The organism is Deltaproteobacteria bacterium (assembly GCA_020848745.1).
Taxonomy (GTDB): Bacteria; Desulfobacterota; Binatia; order UTPRO1; family UTPRO1; genus UTPRO1.
Map to the genome: position 1 here is coordinate 1 of JADLHM010000090.1, position 19,277 is coordinate 19,277.

Genomic DNA, 19,277 nt, shown 5'->3' on the forward strand with positions numbered 1-19,277 from the left:
CGAGCGCGGCGATCTTCGCGACCTCGTGCGAAGTGCGAAAGCCGTCGAAGAAGTGCAGGAACGGGATGCGCGCCTCGAGCGTCGCCGCGTGCGCGACCAGCGCCAGGTCCATCGCCTCCTGCACCGATCCGGACGCGAGCATGGCGAAGCCGGTCTGGCGCGCCGCCATCACGTCGCTATGGTCGCCGAAGATCGAGAGCGCCTGCGCCGCGACGGCGCGGGCCGCGACGTGGAAGACCGTCGGGGTCAGCTCGCCGGCGATCTTGAACATGTTCGGAATCATGAGAAGGAGGCCCTGCGAAGCCGTGAAGGTCGTGCAGAGCGCGCCGGTCTGGAGGGCGCCGTGGACCGCGCCGGCCGCCCCGCCCTCGCTCTGCATCTCGATCACGTGCGGCACCGTGCCCCACGCGTTCGGACGGCGCGCGGCCGCCCACTCGTCCGCCGACTCCCCCATCGCCGACGAGGGGGTGATGGGGTAGATCGCGATCACCTCGCTCGCGAGGTACGCGACGGTGGCCGCCGCCTCGTTCCCGTCGATGGTGGCGGTCGCTGGCGCGCCGGTGGCGTCTTCCGTCGCAGTCACCGCCGTCCTCGATCTCCGGCCGGCACGTCAGCCGATCTTGCCCGCCAGGTCGTCGACCTTCTCGACGAGCTTGCGCACGATCGCGCGCATCTCGCTCAGCTCGCGGCGCGTCGCGAACGTGCGCTTGAGCGCGGGCTCGACCGCCTTCGCGGCCCGCGCCTCCAGGCCGTTCACGACCTTCTCGGCGCGCCGCTCGAAGTCGGTGACGATCTTCTCGGCCCGCTTCTGCACCTGGGCTCCGACGCGCTGCGCATCCCGGACGAGCGCGCTCGCCTCGACCCGCGCCCGCTTGACCAATCCGGCGGCGCCCGCCGCTGACCGTCCTGTTCTGATCGCCTTCGGCATGGTTTTTGGACTCCCTTCGGAGCCGGGTATTGCATTTCCCGTACCGCTGGGCCGCAGTGCGCAGTCGAGGCCGGAGCGGCCCGGGATTCCGACGAATGATAAATCCGTAGACGGGCGTTTCCTTCGGACGGGACAGCGAGGAGGACGATCGCATGCAGCACGGCAGAACAAAGCTCGGCATCCTGGTGGGCGGGGGTCCGGCGCCGGGGATCAACAGCGTCATCGGCGCCGCCACGATCCGCGCCGCCCTCGAGGGCGTCGACGTGGTCGGCATCCGCAACGGCTTCGAGTACCTGATGCGGAGCGACCTCGACCACGTGCGGCCGCTCTCCATCGACGACGTGAGCCGCATCCACTTCCGCGGCGGCTCGTTCCTCGGCATCTCGCGGGCCAACCCGACCAAGGACCCCGCCCTCCTCGACGAGGTCGCCCGCTCGCTCGAGCGACTCGGCATCACCCAGCTCATCACGATCGGTGGCGACGACACCGCGTTCTCGTCGATGCGCCTCGAGGAACGCGTACGAGGCCGGCTCCAGGTCGTGCACGTACCGAAGACGATCGACAACGACCTCGACCTCCCGCCCTACATCGACACCTTCGGCTTCCAGACCGCGCGGCACCGGGGCGTCGAGCTCGTGCAGAGCCTGATGGTCGACGCGGAGACGACCGGCCGCTGGTACTTCGTGATCGCGATGGGCCGGAAGGCGGGCCACCTCGCACTCGGCATCGGCAAGGGCGCGGGAGCGACCATCACCCTCGTCCCCGAGGAGTTCCAGGGCACGCAGCTGAGGCTGCGGACGCTCGTCGACATCCTGACCGGAGCCATCGTGAAGCGGCTGAGCCGCGAGCGGCGCGACGGCGTCGCCGTGCTGGCCGAAGGCCTCGGGCTCCTCCTCGACCCGAGCGAGCTCGGGGAGCTCGAGAGCGTCGAGCGCGACGAGCACGGCCATGTCCGGCTCGCCGAGGTCGATCTCGGCGACGTGCTGAAGCGCGAGGTCCAGAAGCGACTGAAGAGCCTTGGCATCAAGCTCACCCTCGTCAACCACAACATCGGCTACGAGCTCCGCTGCACCGATCCCATCCCCTACGACATGGAATACTGCCGCGACCTCGGCTACTGCGCCGCCAAGTTCCTCCTCGACGGGGGCAACGCCTCGATGGTCTCGATGCAGGGCGGCCGCTTCGTCGCGGTGCCGTTCGCGACCATGCTCGACGCCGAGACCGGCCGGACGCGCGTCCGTTGCGTCGACATCGCATCGCCGCGCTACGCGATCGCCCGCCGTTTCATGATCCGCATCCGCCGCGATGACTTCGACGACCCGGTGATCCTCGGCGCGATGGCCGCCGCGGCCGGACTCTCGGTCGACGAGTTCCGAAAACAGTTCGAGTACGTGACGGAGACGGAGCCACCACCGCTCCAGCTGTAGGTTCCGGCCGTGACGACGGCCGGACCGGCGGCGGCGCTCCGGCCGCTTCGGGATATCCGAACGACGCGGGGGCCTCGTGACTCAGGCCGGTAGGAGAAACCGACATCGCGGGCCGGACGCGCGGCTCAAGCGTCGATCGAGCGTCGCCAGCGGCACCGTGAAGGCCTCCGCTACCGCTACGTACCAAGCATCGTAGCTCGTGATGGTACGGCGAAGCTCCCACACGCGCGCCGCGAACGGCTCGAACGCGACGAGGAGCAGGTCCAAGTCCAGAAGATCGCGATGTGCCGCGCTCGCCTCCAGGGTCGTGAGGTCCCGCTGGCGTTCCAGCCGCCGCAGGATGTTCACCGCCTCCGCCAACACGAGATGAGGCGCGAGAATGTCGCCCTCAGCGACGACGCGTTCCGCCCACGCCCCCGCTGCTCCTGCATCCGTCGTCGCCGCGACCAGCACCGACGCATCGACGACGACACTCATCGACGATCCGCGTCACGGGACTTGAGGATTCGCGCAGGGGGGATCCGCCGATCGGCCGCCCTTTTCCGGTCACGCACGCGCTCGAGCCACACTTCCACGGACGGTCGCTCGGCCAGCCGCTCCAACTCTCCCTTCAGATATTCCTGCATCGACTTTCGCGCCCGAGCAGCACGGCTGGCGAGCTCGTCCCGAACGTGATCGGGCACATCGCGGATCGTAATCTGTACTCCCATGACATCACAGTGACATCAGTGCATGCATTCTGCAATCACCGATCCGGTGCGGTCGGACCATCGTCGCCCGTTTGCGCCCCGTCGACGCCCAGGGCGTCACGGGCGCCGCCGCCGAGAAGCACGTCGGGCCTTCGTGGGTGGCATTCTTGCCACCTACCCGGCCCCGAGCCGGCGATCCCCGGTCCAGGTCTTCCGTGCTCGACCAACGTCGCCGCGAGGAGGTGAGCATCGACGCATCCGATGCCTCGCACGCGGAAACCAATCAGCGGGTCGAGCCGTACACCCGCTCGTCGTACTCGCGCAGCATGCGCGCCGCGGTGAATTGCGGGACGAGCGTCCGGAGGGCGTGCTTCACGCGGGCGAGCCAGCGCACCGGGAGGCCGTCGGGGCCGCGGTCGTAGAAGAGCGGCCGGACCTCGCGCTCGACGAGATCGAGAACTGCCGCCGCGTCGCGATCGTCCTGCGCCTGGTGATCGCCTTCGGGCGAGTCGATCCCCCAGCCGTTCTCGCCGTCGAACGCCTCGGCCCACCAGCCGTCGAGCATGCTGAGGTTCAGGCCGCCGTTCATCGCGACCTTCATACCGCTCGTACCGCTCGCCTCGAGCGGCGGACGGGGCAGGTTCAACCAGACGTCGACGCCCGACACGAGGCGGAGCGCCATCGCGAGATCGTAGTTCTCGAGGTAGACGACGCGCCGCCCGACGTTGGGGATCGCCTTCGCGCCGAAGATCGCGTGCAGGGTGGCCTTCGCGTCCTGGTCCTGCGGATGCGCCTTGCCGGCGATCACGAGCTGGATCGGCATGGCGCCGTCGGCGAGCAGCTGGAGGTTGCGTTCCGGATAGCGCGCCAGGAGATAGAGCCGCTTGTAGGTCGCGACCCGGCGCGCGAACCCGATCGTGAGCACGTTGGCGTCGAAGACCTCGGCCGCCTGCGCGACGTACTCCGGCGTCTCGCCGCGCGACAGCCGGTCCTGGACCGAGCGCGTGCGCGCGTAGTCGACGAGCGCGGCCCGCAGCACCGATCGCACGCCCCAGAGCTCGGCGTTCGGGATATCCGCGATCCCGTCCCAGCCGGCGTCGCCGGCGTGCCACCGACGCCAGTCGGGACCGAGGTGGCGGTCGAGCAGCGCCTGCATCGCCGGCGCCATCCACGTCCCGACGTGAACGCCGTTTGTGACGTGGCCGATCGGCACGTCCTCGACGGCGTGGTCGCTCCAAAGCGCCTGCCACATGGCGCGCGCGACCGCGCCGTGCAGGCGCGACACTCCGTTGGCGGTGCGGCTCGTGCGGAGCGCGAGCGGCGTGATGCCGAGCCCCTCGCCGGCATCGCCGGGGCGGATGCGGGCGAGGTCGTGGAGGCGCTCGCGCGGCACCGCGATGCCGTCGAAGTAGCGACCGAGCACGGCCTCGAGCTCGTCCACGCCGTACGCCTCGTTTCCCGCCGGCACCGGCGTATGCGTGGTGAAGATCGTCGCGTCGCGCACGGCCGCGGCCGCCTCGTCGAAAGCCGCGCCGCACCGCACGCGCGCGGCGATGCGCTCGTAGCTCCCGAAGGCCGCATGCCCCTCGTTCAGGTGCACGAGCGCGGGCTCGATGCCGAGCGCGTCGAGCGCGCGCACGCCGCCGACGCCGAGCATCGCGTACTGGGTGAGCCGGGTGTGACGATCGCCGACGTAGAGGCGCGCGGTGATCCACCGGTCGATCGGGTCGTTGTCGTCGCGGTCGGTGTCGAGGAGGTAGAGCCGGACGTGCGCGAGGTCGAGCCGCCAGATCTGCGCGTGCACGTCGCGGCCGCGGATCGGCACGGTCACGGTGAGCGCGCCGCCCTCACGATCGGTGACGCGCACCATCGGCAGGCGATCGAAGGCGCAATCGACCCAGTACTCGTGCTGCCAGCCCCCCGGATCGAGCCGTTGCTGGAAGTAGCCCTGGCGATAGGCGAGGCCGACGCCGACGAGCGGCAGTGCCGCGTCGGCGGCGGCCTTCAAGAGGTCGCCGGCGAGGACCCCGAGGCCGCCGCCGTAGATCGGCAACGCCGCGTGGATGGCGAACTCGGAACAGAAGTACGCGACGGGTTTGACGTCCGTCGGGCCCGCCGTGGCGCCGGCGAGGATGGCGTCCGCGACGACCCGGACCTCGGCGACGTACTCCGGGCGGGCCGCGAGCGCGTCGAGCCGGCGCGGCGACGCGACCTCGACGACATAGCGCGGGTTCGCCGTCCGCCGCCACGTCGTCGGCTCGATCGCCTCGAAGAGCGCCGCGGCGCGCGGCTCCCAGGTCCAGCGGTAGTCGTAGGCGATGGTCGCGAGCGGCGCCAGGGCGGCGGGCATCTGGTGGGCGAGCTCGGCGATCGCGTGCGCCAGGTCGCGACTCCCGTCGTTCGACGCGTCCCCTCCGCGCGAGGTCTTGCGGCTCATGGGCTGATCGACTACTCGCTCGCCGCCCGAACGGCAAAGGCGCGGGGGCGCCCCCGACGCGGGACCGCGCCCGGCGGAGACGACGGAGCTACCTGGCCGTCTTCGCCTCGGCGAGCGAGCCGAGCGCGATCAACGCCTCGAGGAGATCGCTGCGCGCGAGGATCCCGACGAGCTGCTTGCCCTTCACGATCGGGAGCGCGCCGATACGCTCGCGCCGCATGAGGCTCGCGGCCGCGACGATGCCGTCGTCGGGCGCCATCGTGATCACGTTCGTGGTCATCACCGACTCGACCTTGACGTCGTGCGGGTTCGGCGCCGCCTTGCGCATCGGGTCGGCGAACACCGACGGATAGGCGTCGCGAATGTCGCGGTCGCTGATGATGCCGACCAGCTCGCCGCCACGCACCACCGGCAACTGGTTGATGCGGTGCTCCTGCATGATCTGACGGGCGTGCTCGATCGTATCGAGCGGCTTGATCGTGTGCGGGTGCTTCTTCATCCACTTCTCGACGTTCATCGTTGGTCTCCGATCTCGGTGGGATCCGCGGGGCGGCCGTAGCCGGCGAGCAGCGTCGCCGACCAGCGCAGGAAGTCCTCCTCGGTCACGATGCCGACGAGAGCACCACGGGCGTCGACGACTGGCAAGCAGCCGATCTTCTGGCGCACCATGCGGATCGCGACGTCGGCCGCCGACTCGTCGGCAGCGGCCGTGCTGACGTGCGATTCCATGATCTCGGCCGCGGTCGCCCAACCGAGGCCGCGGACACGCTCGCGCTCGTCGTGGAGCGCAAGCGAGCTCGGCGACGCCGCGAGCAGGTCGCGGTGGGTGACGAGCCCGACGAGCGCTTTGTGCCGATCGACGACCGGCAGGTGGCGAATACGCCGCTCGCGCATGGTCCTCCAGGCGTTCGCCAGGAGCTCCGCGGTCCGGATGCTGACCACGTCGCGGGTCATGAGGTCGCCGACCGTGACCGCGCCGCCGTACGGCGGATGAGGATGCTTCGCCGCGTCGCGCACGCCGAGGTGGAGCGCCAGCTCGTCGGCCGAGACGCGCAGCGCCGTCGGCAGCCGATCGACGTCGGGGACGAGGCTCGCGTCGGCCGTCGCCGCGATCGAGATCGTTCCGGCGTAGCTCAGGATCGCGAAGCCGAGGCCGATCCCGGCCGCGAGCGGCACGAGCGGATGGACCTCGAGAACGCGGCGGCCGAGGAGGCGACGCGGCTCGCGCGGACCGGGCACGTTCGTGCAGACCGTGTGCGCGACCGGCCACCATTGCGGCAGCCGCGACAGCATCGGCGCCAGGACCGACGGCACGATCCCCGCGATGCCGAGCGCCAGGTCGAACACCTGCCCTTGTCCGGCTTCCTTGTTGGCGCGCATCTCGGCCGCGACGATCCGCAGACGCTCGCGCGCGTCGGCGACGTCGACCGGGAGCGCCGCGAACATGCCCGACACGCGATTGCCGAGCCGCAGATGCTCGTCGTCGCGGCGGACGTTCACGGGGATGAGCGCGCGCACGCGCCGCGGCGGCTGCGTCGCCTCGACCGGCAGGAGTCGACGGAGCGCGCCCGCGATGACGGCCAGCGCCACGTCGTTCACCTTGCAGCCGGCGGCGCCGCGGATCGCGAGGAACTCGTCGAGGTCGAAGGTCGCCCACGCGATACGGCGCTCCTCGCCGAGCGGGCCGTTGAACGGGAACGGTACGAGGCGCCGGCCGACGACGTCGAGGACGGCGCCGGCTGCCGACGCCGCCGCGCGGACGCCTTCGACCGCACGGCGCGGATGCGCGACGGCGTCGAGCATCCGGCCGACGCTCGCCGCGACGCCGCGCAGCTGCCGGACGGGTTCCGGCACGTCGGCGAGCGCGGGCGGCGCCGCCCCGAGGCGTGTTTCCCATCCGTCCGCCATGACCTCCAGCACCTGCACGCCGCTCACACCGTCGACCATGCAGTGATGGACCTTGGTGAGGAGTGCGGCCCGCCCGCCGGCGAGCCCTTCGAGGAACCAGCACTCCCAGAGCGGACGGTCGGAGGGAAGCGGCCGCGCGAAGATCTCCTGGAGCGCCCGGCGCAGGGCCGCTTCGTCGCCCGGCGCGGGAACGGCGAGCCGATGGAAGTGCCGGCGCGCGTCGAACGCGGGATCGGCCTGCCAGCGCGGCGCCGCGACGTCGAGGGTGGAGCGCACCGGAACCTGCCGGTAGCGCTCGAGGGCGCCGAGCCGCTCGCCGAGCGTGGCGACGAGCTCGTCGAAAGGCGGCGTCGATTCGAGGACGGCGACCGCCCCGACGTGCAGCAGCTCGGTCGGCCGCTCGAGGTAGAGGAACGAAGCGTCGAGCGGGGTCAGCCGGTCGTCGCCCGCGCGCACCCGCGGTGTCGGCGGCGGGGCGTGGTCGGTCGGCTCGGGGCGTTCGGTGGTGGAGTGTGAAGCCATGACGATTCTCGTTGCCGATGCCCGGTGCAAGCGGCCTGCCAGCGCGGTTCGCCTGCACGGACGGGCCCCCGCTTCCGACCGCCGGGAACGCGCCCGCGGCGTCTTCGCAGGCGTGCAAAGCCGGCGCGCCGCGGCATCGCGTTCGCGCGCCGCGGCGCGCGGCACGACGCTTGCGACCCGCTCGGGGCAGGAGGTGTCGGATGAGGAGATCGACGTCGGTTCGCGAGTACATGAGCCGATTGCCCGAGGAGATCGACCGCCGCGAGACGCTCGCCGCGGCGGTCGACCGCATGGCGGCGCACGACGTACGGCACATCCCGGTCATGGACGGACCGGCGGTCTACGGCGTGCTGTCGCGCGCGGATGCGCTCGACGCGTGGCTGCGCTACGGACACCGCGCCCGCGAGGTGGCGGTCGGCGAGGTCTGCACCCGCGAGCCGCTCGAGGTCTCGCCGGTGACGCCGATCGGCGAGGTGGCGGCGCAGATGCTCGAGCGCCGGGTCACGAGCGCGCTCGTGAGCGACGGCCATGTGCTGGTCGGCATCTTCACCAGCACCGACGCGCTCCGCGTGCTCGCCGAGCAGCTGGCCCCGTAGCGACGCGCGGACGCGCCCGGAGGGGCTCAGCGCATGGACCCGAGCGGCCGCGCCGGAGGTCCGCCGGACCGCGCTCCCATGCCCTGGCTGCGGGAGACCGCCGCCAGGATCTCGGCGCGGGGACCGATCCTGGGAGCGACCTCCGGGTGGTTCAGCACGGTGGCGAGCGGACCCGCGACGTCGCTCGTACCCTCGATCAGCACCACGATCGGGACCGGCGAGCTCGCGGCGACCCGCGCGAGCACGGCGGCCGCGTCCTGCGGCGCGCCGAGGTCGGCGACGACGGCGTGCGGGTTGATCATGTCGAGGAGGTCGATCGCCTGCTTGGCGTCCCACGCGAGCGACACCGAGGTTCCTTGGCGGACGAGCGCCTGGCGGAGGCTCAGGAGCGCGTCGACGTCGGCGCCAACGGTGACGACGCGGGCCTTCGCCGGCGCGAGGGCGCCGAGCGCCGCGACGATCGCGTCGGGCACGAGCGGACGGCTCGTGGGCTCGACGCGGCCGAGCGGCAGCGCGCGATCCGCCCCACTGGCCGCCACGTAGCCGAAGATCTGCGTCGCCGCCGTGCGCACGCGGATCGCGAGGAGCGCCTTCATCGCTCCCGCGGCCGCCAGGTTCACGAGCAGGCGCCCCGGTCCGGCCGTGACGAGCTTCGCCACCGACTCGTCCGTCGGCGTCGCGATCACGAGGTCGGCGACACCCTCGGCCGCGCCGTTCCAGGCTCCCTCGTCGTCGAGCACCGCGACGATCGGCGAGACCGGCTCCGCGGCGCGCGGCGCGGCGAGGGCCGTTCCGAACCGGCTCGGCGACGCGGACGGCAGCGGCGGCCGGGGCGGTGCCGCGGGCGGCGGTGCCATGGAGCGCTGCGCCGCGGGCGGCACGCCGGCGCGCGGGCCGGTGTCGGAGGAACGTGGCGCGGCGGCCGCGTCGCGGACGGCTTCCGCCTCGGCGCGGGCCGCCTCCGCGTCGGTCCGCGCGGCTTCCGCCTCGGCGCGCGCCGCCTCGGCTTCACTCTGCGCGGCCTCAGCGGCGGCACGCGCCGACTCGACGGTCGCGATTTCGGTGCGGAGCGCCGTGGTCTCGCCCTCAAGTTCGGCGACCCGGGTCGCGAGCGCCTGCTCGCGCTCGCGGACCCCTGCGAGTGTCGTCTCGAGCCTCTCCTGAGCGGCCCGCGTTCCCGCAAGCTCGCCCGCGAGCCGATCGCGCTCACTCGCGGCGCTGCTCTCGGCCTCGCGCAGGCGACCGACGTCGCCCGCGAGCCCGTCTGCGCGCGCGGTCAGCGCGGCGACCTCGGCGCTCCGCTCGTCGCCGAGCGCCCGCAGGAACACCTCGGTCTCGGCGAGCCGGAGCGCCGTCGCCCATGCCTGGCCGCGGGTCTCCTGCAGCAGCGTCGCCGCGTCCTGCTCGCGCGTCCGCGCCGCTTCGAGCGCGTTCTTGAGCGCCTCTTCGAGATGGGTCTTGGCCGCCGCCGCCCCTTCGAGGTCGGCCGCGAGGCGATCACGCTCGGCCGAGAGCGCCGCGCCGCTCTCGCGTAGACGATCCGCGTCGGCCTCGAGCGTCTCGAGGCGCGCCGCCAGCGTCACGGCTTCGGCGACGCGCTCCTCGTGGAGCCCCGTGAGCCGCTGCTCGATCTCGACGAGGCGGGCTGCCGTCGTCCAATGGTGGGCGCGCGCCCCCGCGAGGTGCTCCTCCGCCTCGCGCTCCCGCTCGCGGCCGGCGTCGAGCGCGACCTGCAGCGCCTCCTCGAGGTGCACCTTCGCGGCGATCGCGCCTTCGAGATCGGCCGAGAGCCGATCGCACTCGGCGCCGACGCTGGCGTGCGCCTCGCGCAGCTGATCGGAAGCGACGAGGAAGGTCTCGAGCCGGGCGTTCAGGCGCACCACCTGCGCGGCGTGCTCGTCGTCGCGGAGGGCGAGCGTCGCTTCGGACTGCTCGAGACGAAGCGCCAGATCCCAGGCGTGGCCGCGCGTCTCGTGGAGGTCGGCGGCGCGTCCCCGCGTGTCGTCGAGCGCCTCCGCGAGGGCGCGCTCGAGGAGCGTCCTCCCCGCCGCGGCCCCCTCGAGGTCGGCCGTGAGCCGATCCTGCTCGGCGCGGAGGCTCGCGAGCGCCTCGCGCTGCCCGTCGAGCGCGCCGACGACCTCGCGGAGGCGGTCGTCGCGGAGTGCGACCTCGCTGACCAAGCGCTCGTCGAGCGCGCGCAGCATCGCCTCGCGTTCGGTCGCGAGCGCGGCCTGCGTTTCGGCCGCGGCGAGCGCCGTCCGCTCGCGCTCCCGGCTCTCCTCGATCGCCTGCTGAAAGGAGCGTTCGAGATGCGCCTTCGCCGCGTCCGTACCCGCGAGATCGGCGGCGAGCCGGTCGCGCGCGGCGCCGAGCGCGGACTGCGCGGCACGCTGGCGTTCGGTCTCGGCGACGAGCTCGTCGACGCGCGCGGCGAGGGTCGCGAGCTCGCCGGCGGACGCCTCCCGCAGGGCGGCGAGCTCGGTCGCCCGCTCGGCAACCCGCGCCTCGGCCGCGGCGCTCCGCTCGAGCGCCGCGTCGGCCGCCTGCCGCCGCGCCGCCGCATCGGCGAGCGCGGTCGCGAGCGCGTCGTCGACGCGCGCCTTCGCGGCCTCGGCGTCGGCGAGCTCGGCGGCGAGGTGGGCGCGCTCGGCCGCGGTCGCCGCGGCGGCATCGCGGAGCGCCGCGTGCTCCGCGCCGACACGTGCGAGCGCGGCGCGGAGCGCCGCCGTTTCACCGCTCGCCTCGTCGCGAACGCGGCCGAGCGTCCGTTCGGCGTCGGCGAGGCGCGCGGCGACGTCGTCCGCAGCGCGACCGGCAACGTCGGCGCGGGCGTGCGCCTCGTCGCGCGCCCGGAGCGCGGCGTCCGCCTCGTCGCGCAGGAGGGCGTGGTCGGCGCGCAGGGCCGCGAGCTCCACGGCCGCACGCTCTCCGCTCGACGCGACCGCGGCGAGTTCGCTCCGCGCGCCCGCGAGGTCCGCGAGGACGCGGTCGCGGCTTTCCTCGGCGGCGCGTGCGGCGTCGAGCGCTCGTTGCAGATCCTCTCCGACGCGCCCGAGGTCGTGCGACGCCGCTGCCTCGAGCGCCTCGCGGGCGCGTTGCTCGCGCGTCGCCGCCGCTTGCGCCTCGCCGAGCCGTGCACGCAACCCCTCGAGCTCCCGGGCATGCTCGACGCGGCGGCCTTCCTCCTCGTGTGCGAGACGCATCGCCGTCGCCTCGGCAGCCCGCGCCGCGTCGCGCGCGGCGGCGTCGCGCTCGGCGGCGAGGCGCGCGCTCGTCTCCTCGGCGACCCGCCGCGCTTCGCCCGCCTCGGCGAGCGCCGCCGCGAGCTCGTCCGCTCGCGCCGCGTCGGTGCGGGCCGAGGAGAGGGCGGCGGCGAGGCGCGCGTTCTCCTCGCCGGTGCTGGCGCGGAGCTCGGCGAGGGCCGCGTCGCGCATGCGGACCGCCTCGGCCTCGCGGTCGGCGAGGCGACTCTCGACGGCGGCGCGCGCGCTCCGCTCCTCGTGCGCGTGCGCCTCCGCCTCGGCGAGGCGCGCGGTCAGGGCGTGGACCTCCGCCGCCAGCGCGGCCGCCCGCGACTCGCTCTCGCTCGCGACCTCCGGGAGGCGCGCCGCCGCGCGCCGCGCATCGTCGAGCTGCTGGCCGAGCCGGGCCGCCTCGGCGAAAGCGGCGTCCCGTGCTTCCATGAGGCCGCGGATCGTATCGCGCAGCGCCCCCAGCTCGCGCTGCGCCTCCGCGCCGGTCTCGCCGAGCCGCGTCTCGAGCGCCTCCCGCGCCCGGTGCTCGTGGGCGGCGCCGGCCTCGGCCTCCGCGAGGCGCGTGTGGAGACGGTCGATCTCGGCGGTGAGCTCTCCCCAGCGCGCGGCGGCCTGCTCGATGCGCTCCGGATCCTGCGCGGCCGCGAGGCGAAGGCGCTCGACCTCGGCGCCGAGCCGCGCCGCCTCCGCGACGGCGGCCGCGCGGCCCCGCTCCGCCTCGCGCGCGGCGTCGAGGACGCGGCGCAGCTCCTGCTGCCCCGACGTGACGCCGCCGCTCAGCCGCGCCTCGAGCTCCTCGCGGGCGCGGTGCTGGTGCGCGGCGCCGGCCTCGGCCTCGGCGACGCGGGTCCGCAGGCGATCGATCTCGGCCGCGAGCTCGACGACCCGCGCGTCGACCTCCTCGCTCGTGCCCGGCGCGAGCGCCGCCCGCACCTCGGCCTGCTCGAGCGCGACCCGCAGGCGCGCCGTGTCGGCGACGGCCGTCGCCCGCGCCTCTTCCGCCTCGCGTGCCGCCTCGAGCGCACGGCGAAGCTCCTGTTGGGCCGCGGCGACGCCCTGAGCGAGCCGGGTCTCGAGCTCGTCCCGGGCGCGGTGCTCGTGCGCGGCGCCGGCTTCCGCCTCGGCCAGCCTGGCCCGCAGGCGGTCGATCTCGGCGAGGAGCGGACCGATGCGTTCGTCGCGCTGCTCGGGATCGGCGGGCCCCGGGATGCTCTCGAGGCGGGCGAGTTCGAGCTCGCTCCTGAGGCGGGTCGCCTCCGCGAGTGCCGCGAGCCGCTGGCGGTCGGCGTCGCGCGCCGCGGCGAGCGCCTGGCGCAACTCGTGCTGCCCGGCGTTCAGCCCACCCGCGAGCCGCCCTTCGAGCTCCTCGCGGGCACGCTGCTCGTGTGCCGCTCCGGCCTCCGCCTCGGCGAGCTTCGCCCGCAACCGGTCGACCTCGACCGCGAGGTCGGCGGCGCGCCCGTCGTCCTCGCGCGTCGGCGCGGACGCCTGCGCTGCCTCCATACGGGCGCGCTCGAGCTCCGCCCGCAGCCGCGCGCTCTCCGCGAGCGCCGCCATGCGGCCGTTCTCGGCCTCGCGGACCGCATCCTGCGCACGCTGCAGCTCGACGCGGCCCGCCGAGGCGCCGCCGGCGAGCCGCGCTTCGATCTCTTCCCGCGTTCGGCGCTCGCGAGCCTCGGCCGCCTCGACATCGCCGAGCCTCGCGCGCAGTCGATCGAGCTCGGCACGAAGCTCGGCGGTGCGCGTGCCCTCGGCGGCCTGCGCGGCGGCAAGCGCCTTCACGAGGCGATCGCGCTCCTGCTCGACACGCGCCAGCGCCGCAACGTCCGTGGCGGTCGCCGGACGCGGCGCCGCGGGCGGCGACGACCTCGCGGAACGCGCGGCGGGGGCGCCGCTCGCCGCCCCGGCGTTGCTCGCCGGCGTCGGACCCGGCGCGGTCGCCGGGGTGGGATTCCGGTTCTCGGCGTGGCGGCGGGTCGCCTCGATGACGCGGGCGACCTCCTTGAGAGGGCCCTCGACGGCGTGCAGTTGCCGCTCGGCGAAGGTGCGCGGGCGGAGCGCCACGAGGACGAGGCTCGCAAGCGGTTTCTGATCGCTGTAGAGCGGCAGGCAGACCACCGCGCTCATCTCGCTCGACTCCTCGACGAGCGGCGGCACGAAGCGGTTCTGGGCCGCGTTCTCGATCAGGTACGCGCGGCCGTTCACCAGGCCGTGCATGGGCATCTCCCACGCGTCGGCTTCGCCCTTGCGAATGATGCGGAGGCGGCGGCAGCCCTCGTCGGAAAGCCCCGCTTCGGCCGCGAGGCGGAGGAGCCGCTGGCGCACGTCGTAGAGGCAGATGGCGCCCGCGGCCGCGCCGATCGACTCGATGATCGCACGCAGCATCGGCTCGAGCGCGTCCTCGGGCGAGGGCACCTCGGCCGCGATCGCTCGCAGGCGCGTCGTCAGCTGATCCTCGCCGCGCGGCGCCTCGGCGGCGTGCCAGGGCCGCTTGGGGGGAGCGGACAGACTGCCGGCGTCGGACGCGAATCCCACGGCCTGAGAATCTGCAACGCGTGTGCCCGCGGCTTCGGCCAGGATTCCGCTTCGCCGGCGGCGGAGCAGCAGCACAAAAACGACGCCGCCGACATCTCCGTGTCGGGCGCCGCGCGCACCCGCTCACGAGGATGCGACGACAGATCGCAAAGGCTCAGGAGGCGGCGCACACGTCCGGATCGACGCGCCCGGACGCCGGCCGACCGCCTGCGCGGAGTTCGACGATGCGGGGAGCGGACCGATCCGCATCCGGCCCGCTCCCGTGCTTACTTCATTGCAGATACGGGCGCGCCGCGGCGAACGCCTCGCGAGCGTCGTGGGCGCGTCTGATCTCGAGGACGTCCTCGAGCTTCCGGAGCTGCAGGATCATCTGATCGAGGCGGTCGTCATCGTGGACGAGAAGCAGGATGGCGCTCCGGCTGGCGTCGCCGACCGGGAGGCAGAGGATGCCCTCCACGTTGAAGGCGCGGCGCGCGAAGAGACCGCAGACGTGGGACATCACGCCAGGATGGTTCCGCACGCACAGGCGGAGCACGACGTCAGCATTCGCTCGCATGGCGCGCTCCTCCGATCATGTCGCGATTGGCGCCGCCGGGCGGCACCATCGGGTAGACGTTCTCGGCCGCGTCGATCGGCACGTTGACGAGGCCGGGGCCGGGCTCGGCGAGCGCGCGTGCGAGCGTCGCGCGGGGATCCGCGGCGTCGCCGAGATCCCACGCGCGGACGCCGAAGCCGCGCGCGATGGTGACGAAGTCGGGCTCGGCGTGGAAACGCGAGGCGTGGTAGCGGCCGCCGTAGAAGAGCTCCTGCTGCTGGCGGACAAGACCGAGGTGCGCGTTGTTGAGGAGCACGATCTTCACGTCGACGTTCTCCTCGACCGCCGTCGCGAGCTCCTGCAGGTTCATGAGGAGGCTACCGTCGCCGCTGAAACAGATCACAGGGCGCCCCGGCGCGGCGAGCGCGGCGCCGATCGCTGCCGGGAGGCCGAAGCCCATGGTGCCGAGCCCGCCCGAGGTGAGCCACTGGCGCGGGCGCGTGCAGGGAAACGCTTGCGCCGCCCACATCTGATGCTGGCCGACGTCGGTCGTGACGATCGCGTCCGGCGGCAGCACCGCGGCGGTGTGCCGGATGATGCCGTACGGATCGAGCGGGTCGTCCGGTGCGCGCATGACGAGCGGATGCTCGGCGCGGAGCCGGGCGATCCGCCGCGTCCACGCGGGGCGCGACGCCGGGGCCACGGCGCACGCGAGCGCGCGCAGCGTCGCGCCCACGTCCGCGCGGATACCGAGAGTCGGTGTCTTGATCTTGCCGAGCTCGCTCGCGTCGACGTCGACGTGGATGATGCGGGCGCCGGGACAGAACTCCGCCGCCTTCCCGGTCGCGCGGTCGTCGAAGCGGATGCCGAGCCCGACCAGCAGGTCGCACTCCTCGAGGATCAGGTTGGTGGAACGGGCGGCGTGCATGCCGACCATGCCGAGGAAGCGCGGATGATCGTACGGCAACGCGCCGAGGCCGAGGAGCGTCGCCGCGGTCGGGAGCGCGGCCTTGTCGACGAAGCGGCGGAGCGTCTGCGCCGCCTCGGCGGCGATGACGCCGGCGCCGACGAGCAGGACCGGCCGGTCGGCCGCGTCGATCATGGCCGCGGCGCGCGCGACGTCCTCGGCGCGCGGCGCCGGCAGGGGATCGGCGCGGCCCGGCGCCGGCAGAATGTCGATGTCGATGGCTTCGTTCTGCACGTCCTTCGGGACGTCGATCACGACCGGGCCCGGCCGACCCGACGCCGCGATGCGGAACGCGTCGGGCACCACGTCGAGCAGCTCGGCCGCCGAGCGCACGAGGAAGTTGTGCTTGGTGATCGGCACCGTGAGCCCGTAGGTGTCGATCTCCTGGAACGCGTCGGTGCCGATCATCGCGCGCGGCACCTGGCCCGTGACGGCGACGAGCGGGACCGAGTCGAGCTTGGCGTCGGCGATCGCGGTCAGGAGGTTCGTGGCGCCGGGACCCGACGTGCCGAAGCAGACCGCCGGTCGGCCGGTCACGCGCGCCATTCCCTGCGCGATGAAGCCCGCGCCCTGCTCGTGGCGCGCGAGCACGTGACGGATGCCGCTCGCGCCGAGCGCGTCGTAGAGCGGTAGATTGCAGCCGCCGGGAATGCCGGCGATCGTGCCGACGTCCTGGCGCTCGAGGAGGCGGAGCGTCAGTTCCGCGCCCGTCATTCTCTTCATGGGAGCCTCTCCTTTTCGGACCTGCTCCCTGACGGCCTCCGGCTCGGAAACGGGGGCCAGAAAAACGAAACCCCCGCTCGGCCTTCGCGCCGGCAGGGGTTGGAAGTTGCGTTGAACAGTCCCCGCTAGGACGCGCCGGCCTCGACGACCGATACGACGACCACGACGACGACAGCGACGCTGCGGAACGCGAACTGGTCGTGGTGGGCGGGATACATCGGCACCGAAGCTACTATGCGCGCGGGACGAGAGGCAACCGCGTTTTCCCGGTCGCGTGCGACTTTCTGCTTGCCTCGCGCTGATCCTCGGTGCTAACGCGACCGCCCAGTAGCTCCGCAGCACGCGCACCACACGCTGAGCGCTCCGCGCACCATCGCACCTCAAGAGCGTCGAACAATCATCACGGGCAATGCGGGCCGTCGTCGACGGTCCGAGAGGCGAGGGCGCTGTCGGGACACCGGCGGTAGCTTCGCGAGCGCCCGCGCACATCGCGGCGAAGCAGGAGGAGACGATGGCGACGATGGTCGCGATCTCGAGAAGAACGTTCGCGCGGGTGATGTGGCTCGCTGCGGTGACGGCCGCGGCGCTCCTGTCGGCCGGGGAGGCCCCCGCCATCGAAGCGCAGGACGAATGCATCAACGCCGCGCCCATGAGCAGCGTACGCTTCGAGGAGGTCGTCGACACGACGATGGCCACCACGGGCGTCGAAGACCCGCTACAGTCGTGCTCGACCAGCGGGCCGAATCGGAACGCAAACAGCGTCTGGTATCGCTACGTCGCGCCCGCGACCGGCACGCTCACCGTCGCCGCGGCGACGACGCCCTTCCCCGGTAATCCCCCGACCGTCGTCACGGTCTACACGGGCGGGTGCGCGAACCTGCAGGAGATCGCGTGCGCCGACAACCCGCTGCGGGGCGACACTGCGGTCGAGGCTCGCGTGAGCGCGAGAAGCACCTACTGGATCGAGATCGCGACCGAGGCCGGCACCAATGGCGGAGTCATGACCGTGACGATGGCGCTCGACCCCGACAGTCCGATCTGTCCGATCGGGGGCGGCACGTTCCTGAAGGGCGCCGTCAACCTGGTCGGCGTCGGGGTGCCCTACGGCAACGAGCGCCTGAAGATCACCGCGCGCCTCCTCTTTCCGGAGCCCCTTCCGCAGCGGGCGATCGACGGCCTGCAGCTACTGCTCGACAGCTTCGTCCCGGAGTACGCGTCGCTCGCCGAATGGTCGGCACGCACGATCGTCATCCCGGGCGGCGGACCGGGGACGGGATGCGACCCGCGCGACGGATGGACCGCGTCGAAGAACGGGGCCAGCCGACGCTATCGCAATCACTCGAACGCCCTGCCGCCCGCGTGCGAGCGCGGCTCCGCCAACGGCCTCAAGGAAGTGCGCCTGCTGCGGAAGTCGGTCGACTGGCGCGTCGTCGACGTGAAGGTGCGGGCCAAGGACATGCGGCTGCCGAACCCGCCGTCGTTCGAGCCCGGCCCCGACGCGCTCGTGTGGCTCTCGACGACGATCGGCGTAACGCTCGGGCCCGAGAACGCCAACCGGTGCGCCAACACGCGACCGCCGCTCGTGTGCGTCCACAACGTCAAGGGTACGGCGATCACCTGCAAGCTGCTCTGACCGCCGGCGGCGGACAAGGCATGGGGCGTATGTTCGTTGCCACCATCCGGTCGCGCCCGGGCCGCCTTCGGAGAGGAGACCTCGTGATCGTTCGAGGCTCCCAAGTAGAGAGCGGGCGACCGGGAGCGAACCGGCGACGTCCCGCTTGGGAAGCTACGGAAGCGGGCGCGGTGAAGTCGTTGAAATGGCGTGATTTTCGCGTAATTTCAGCAGCTTGATCCGCCCACTTCCCCAATTGTCCCGATTTGACCCCGTCCAACCCCGAAAACCCGGAACGGTTCCGGGTCACCCCTGGCCTTCCGACTAGCATTTCAGTACATACCGAAAATACGGTTCGACTGGGACGAGCGGAAGGCGGCGGTGAACCGGGCGAAGCACGGCATCTCGTTCGCCGAAGCCATTACGGCCTTTGATGATCCCTTCGCTCTCGTCGCACCCGACGCCGCCCACTCGACACCGCAAGAAGAACGGCGATGGCTGATCGGCGAATCCGACTCCGGCGTCCTCGTAGTGGTCTTCACGATTCGCCACCCCGGTAACGTCCATCGACTCATCAGCGCGAGGCCAGCGAAAGGAGCGCCAACGATATGTCGACAGCAAAGAGCTTCCTCTTTGAGAAGGCGCGACGTGTGACCGCCCGCGAGACCGAGGCGGCGCGCAAGGCGATCGAAAAGAAGCTCGGGGCGAAGCGACCCCGACGGGGCCGACCTTCCAAAGGCGCGGCGAAGTATCAGCCGGTCTCGATACGCCTGAGCCCGAAGGTACTGATCTGGGCCAAGCAGGAGGCCAGGCGCCGAGGGGTGGGGTACCAGACCGTAATCAACGAGACGCTGCTCAAGGCGAGCGCCCGAGTGCTTCTTCGAGAGCGGGCGACCGGGGTCGAACCGGCGACGTCCAGCTTGGAAAGGAGATGAAAGCGAAATTCCAAGACTGAGCCTGCCCCGGTTTTGTGGACACCACGGAGCGGCGCACCCAGCGCGTCGATGAAGCGTTGCTGTGTTGGCGATCTTCGAGAAGCGCAGAAATTTAGACACGAGCTCGAGGACGGTACCGGGTGCGCGCGTGGTTGAGGCCCCTCACGTCCTCGGGTAAAGCGCGCGCTCGCTGACACGGTGCAAGGCGA

The 19,277-nt window shown here is 72.7% G+C and carries 14 protein-coding genes; 5 read left to right on the forward strand and 9 right to left on the reverse strand.

Going from position 1 to position 19,277, the window contains the following annotated elements; all coding sequences use genetic code 11:
- Window positions 1-538 (reverse strand): pyruvate:ferredoxin (flavodoxin) oxidoreductase (locus IT293_13230; GenBank protein MCC6765617.1); only part of this gene is annotated, 538 nt, incomplete at its 3' end.
- A 72-nt stretch (window positions 539-610) separates the two neighbouring features.
- On the reverse strand, window positions 611-928 hold the full coding sequence (locus IT293_13235; GenBank protein MCC6765618.1) for a hypothetical protein: 318 nt from the start codon (window positions 926-928) through the stop codon (window positions 611-613).
- 152 nt (window positions 929-1,080) lie between these two features.
- Here IT293_13235 and IT293_13240 point away from each other — a divergent pair, with 152 nt between their 5' ends.
- Window positions 1,081-2,355 carry a 6-phosphofructokinase gene (locus tag IT293_13240; protein MCC6765619.1) on the forward strand — a complete coding sequence of 425 codons (1,275 nt, stop codon included), beginning with the start codon at window positions 1,081-1,083 and terminating at the stop codon, window positions 2,353-2,355.
- Window positions 2,356-2,436: 81 nt separating this feature from the next.
- Here the strand turns inward: IT293_13240 and IT293_13245 are convergent, their stop codons facing one another.
- From IT293_13245 to IT293_13260, 4 genes are all read right to left on the reverse strand, one after another.
- The gene (locus tag IT293_13245) at window positions 2,437-2,832 is read right to left on the reverse strand and encodes a type II toxin-antitoxin system VapC family toxin (protein MCC6765620.1); all 396 of its coding nucleotides are present in this window, start codon (window positions 2,830-2,832) and stop codon (window positions 2,437-2,439) included.
- A gap of 495 nt (window positions 2,833-3,327) precedes the next feature.
- The gene (glgP, locus tag IT293_13250) at window positions 3,328-5,481 is read right to left on the reverse strand and encodes an alpha-glucan family phosphorylase (GenBank protein ID MCC6765621.1); all 2,154 of its coding nucleotides are present in this window, start codon (window positions 5,479-5,481) and stop codon (window positions 3,328-3,330) included.
- 88 nt (window positions 5,482-5,569) lie between these two features.
- On the reverse strand, window positions 5,570-5,998 hold the full coding sequence (locus tag IT293_13255) for a CBS domain-containing protein (GenBank protein MCC6765622.1): 429 nt from the start codon (window positions 5,996-5,998) through the stop codon (window positions 5,570-5,572).
- A complete protein-coding gene (locus IT293_13260; protein MCC6765623.1) occupies window positions 5,995-7,911 on the reverse strand; it encodes a wax ester/triacylglycerol synthase family O-acyltransferase in 1,917 nt (638 codons plus the stop codon). The genes IT293_13255 and IT293_13260 overlap by 4 nt, the downstream gene beginning before the upstream one ends.
- 200 nt (window positions 7,912-8,111) lie before the next feature.
- On the opposite strand from IT293_13260, the gene IT293_13265 reads away from it, so the two are divergent.
- Window positions 8,112-8,507: a CBS domain-containing protein gene (locus tag IT293_13265; protein MCC6765624.1), complete on the forward strand. Its 396-nt coding sequence runs from the start codon at window positions 8,112-8,114 to the stop codon at window positions 8,505-8,507.
- Between the two features lie 26 nt (window positions 8,508-8,533).
- Here IT293_13265 and IT293_13270 read toward each other — a convergent pair whose 3' ends face one another.
- From IT293_13270 to ilvB, 3 genes are all read right to left on the reverse strand, one after another.
- Window positions 8,534-14,296: a hypothetical protein gene (locus tag IT293_13270; protein ID MCC6765625.1), complete on the reverse strand. Its 5,763-nt coding sequence runs from the start codon at window positions 14,294-14,296 to the stop codon at window positions 8,534-8,536.
- Window positions 14,297-14,567: 271 nt separating this feature from the next.
- Window positions 14,568-14,852, reverse strand: coding sequence for an acetolactate synthase small subunit (gene ilvN, locus IT293_13275; protein MCC6765626.1), 285 nt, complete (start codon window positions 14,850-14,852; stop codon window positions 14,568-14,570).
- Window positions 14,836-16,521 (reverse strand): acetolactate synthase large subunit, encoded by a 1,686-nt coding sequence (gene ilvB / locus IT293_13280; protein MCC6765627.1) that lies wholly within the window; start codon window positions 16,519-16,521, stop codon window positions 14,836-14,838. Before ilvB ends, ilvN begins: the two co-directional genes overlap by 17 nt.
- Before the next feature lie 511 nt (window positions 16,522-17,032).
- On the opposite strand from ilvB, the gene IT293_13285 reads away from it, so the two are divergent.
- The 3 genes from IT293_13285 to IT293_13295 all read left to right on the forward strand — a co-directional run bounded on the left by IT293_13285 (window position 17,033) and on the right by IT293_13295 (window position 19,068).
- A complete protein-coding gene (locus IT293_13285; GenBank protein ID MCC6765628.1) occupies window positions 17,033-18,154 on the forward strand; it encodes a hypothetical protein in 1,122 nt (373 codons plus the stop codon).
- Window positions 18,155-18,481: 327 nt separating this feature from the next.
- On the forward strand, window positions 18,482-18,787 hold the full coding sequence (locus IT293_13290; protein MCC6765629.1) for a BrnT family toxin: 306 nt from the start codon (window positions 18,482-18,484) through the stop codon (window positions 18,785-18,787).
- Window positions 18,742-19,068, forward strand: coding sequence for a BrnA antitoxin family protein (locus IT293_13295; GenBank protein ID MCC6765630.1), 327 nt, complete (start codon window positions 18,742-18,744; stop codon window positions 19,066-19,068). The genes IT293_13290 and IT293_13295 overlap by 46 nt, the downstream gene beginning before the upstream one ends.
- The last annotated feature ends 209 nt before the right edge of the window (window positions 19,069-19,277 follow it).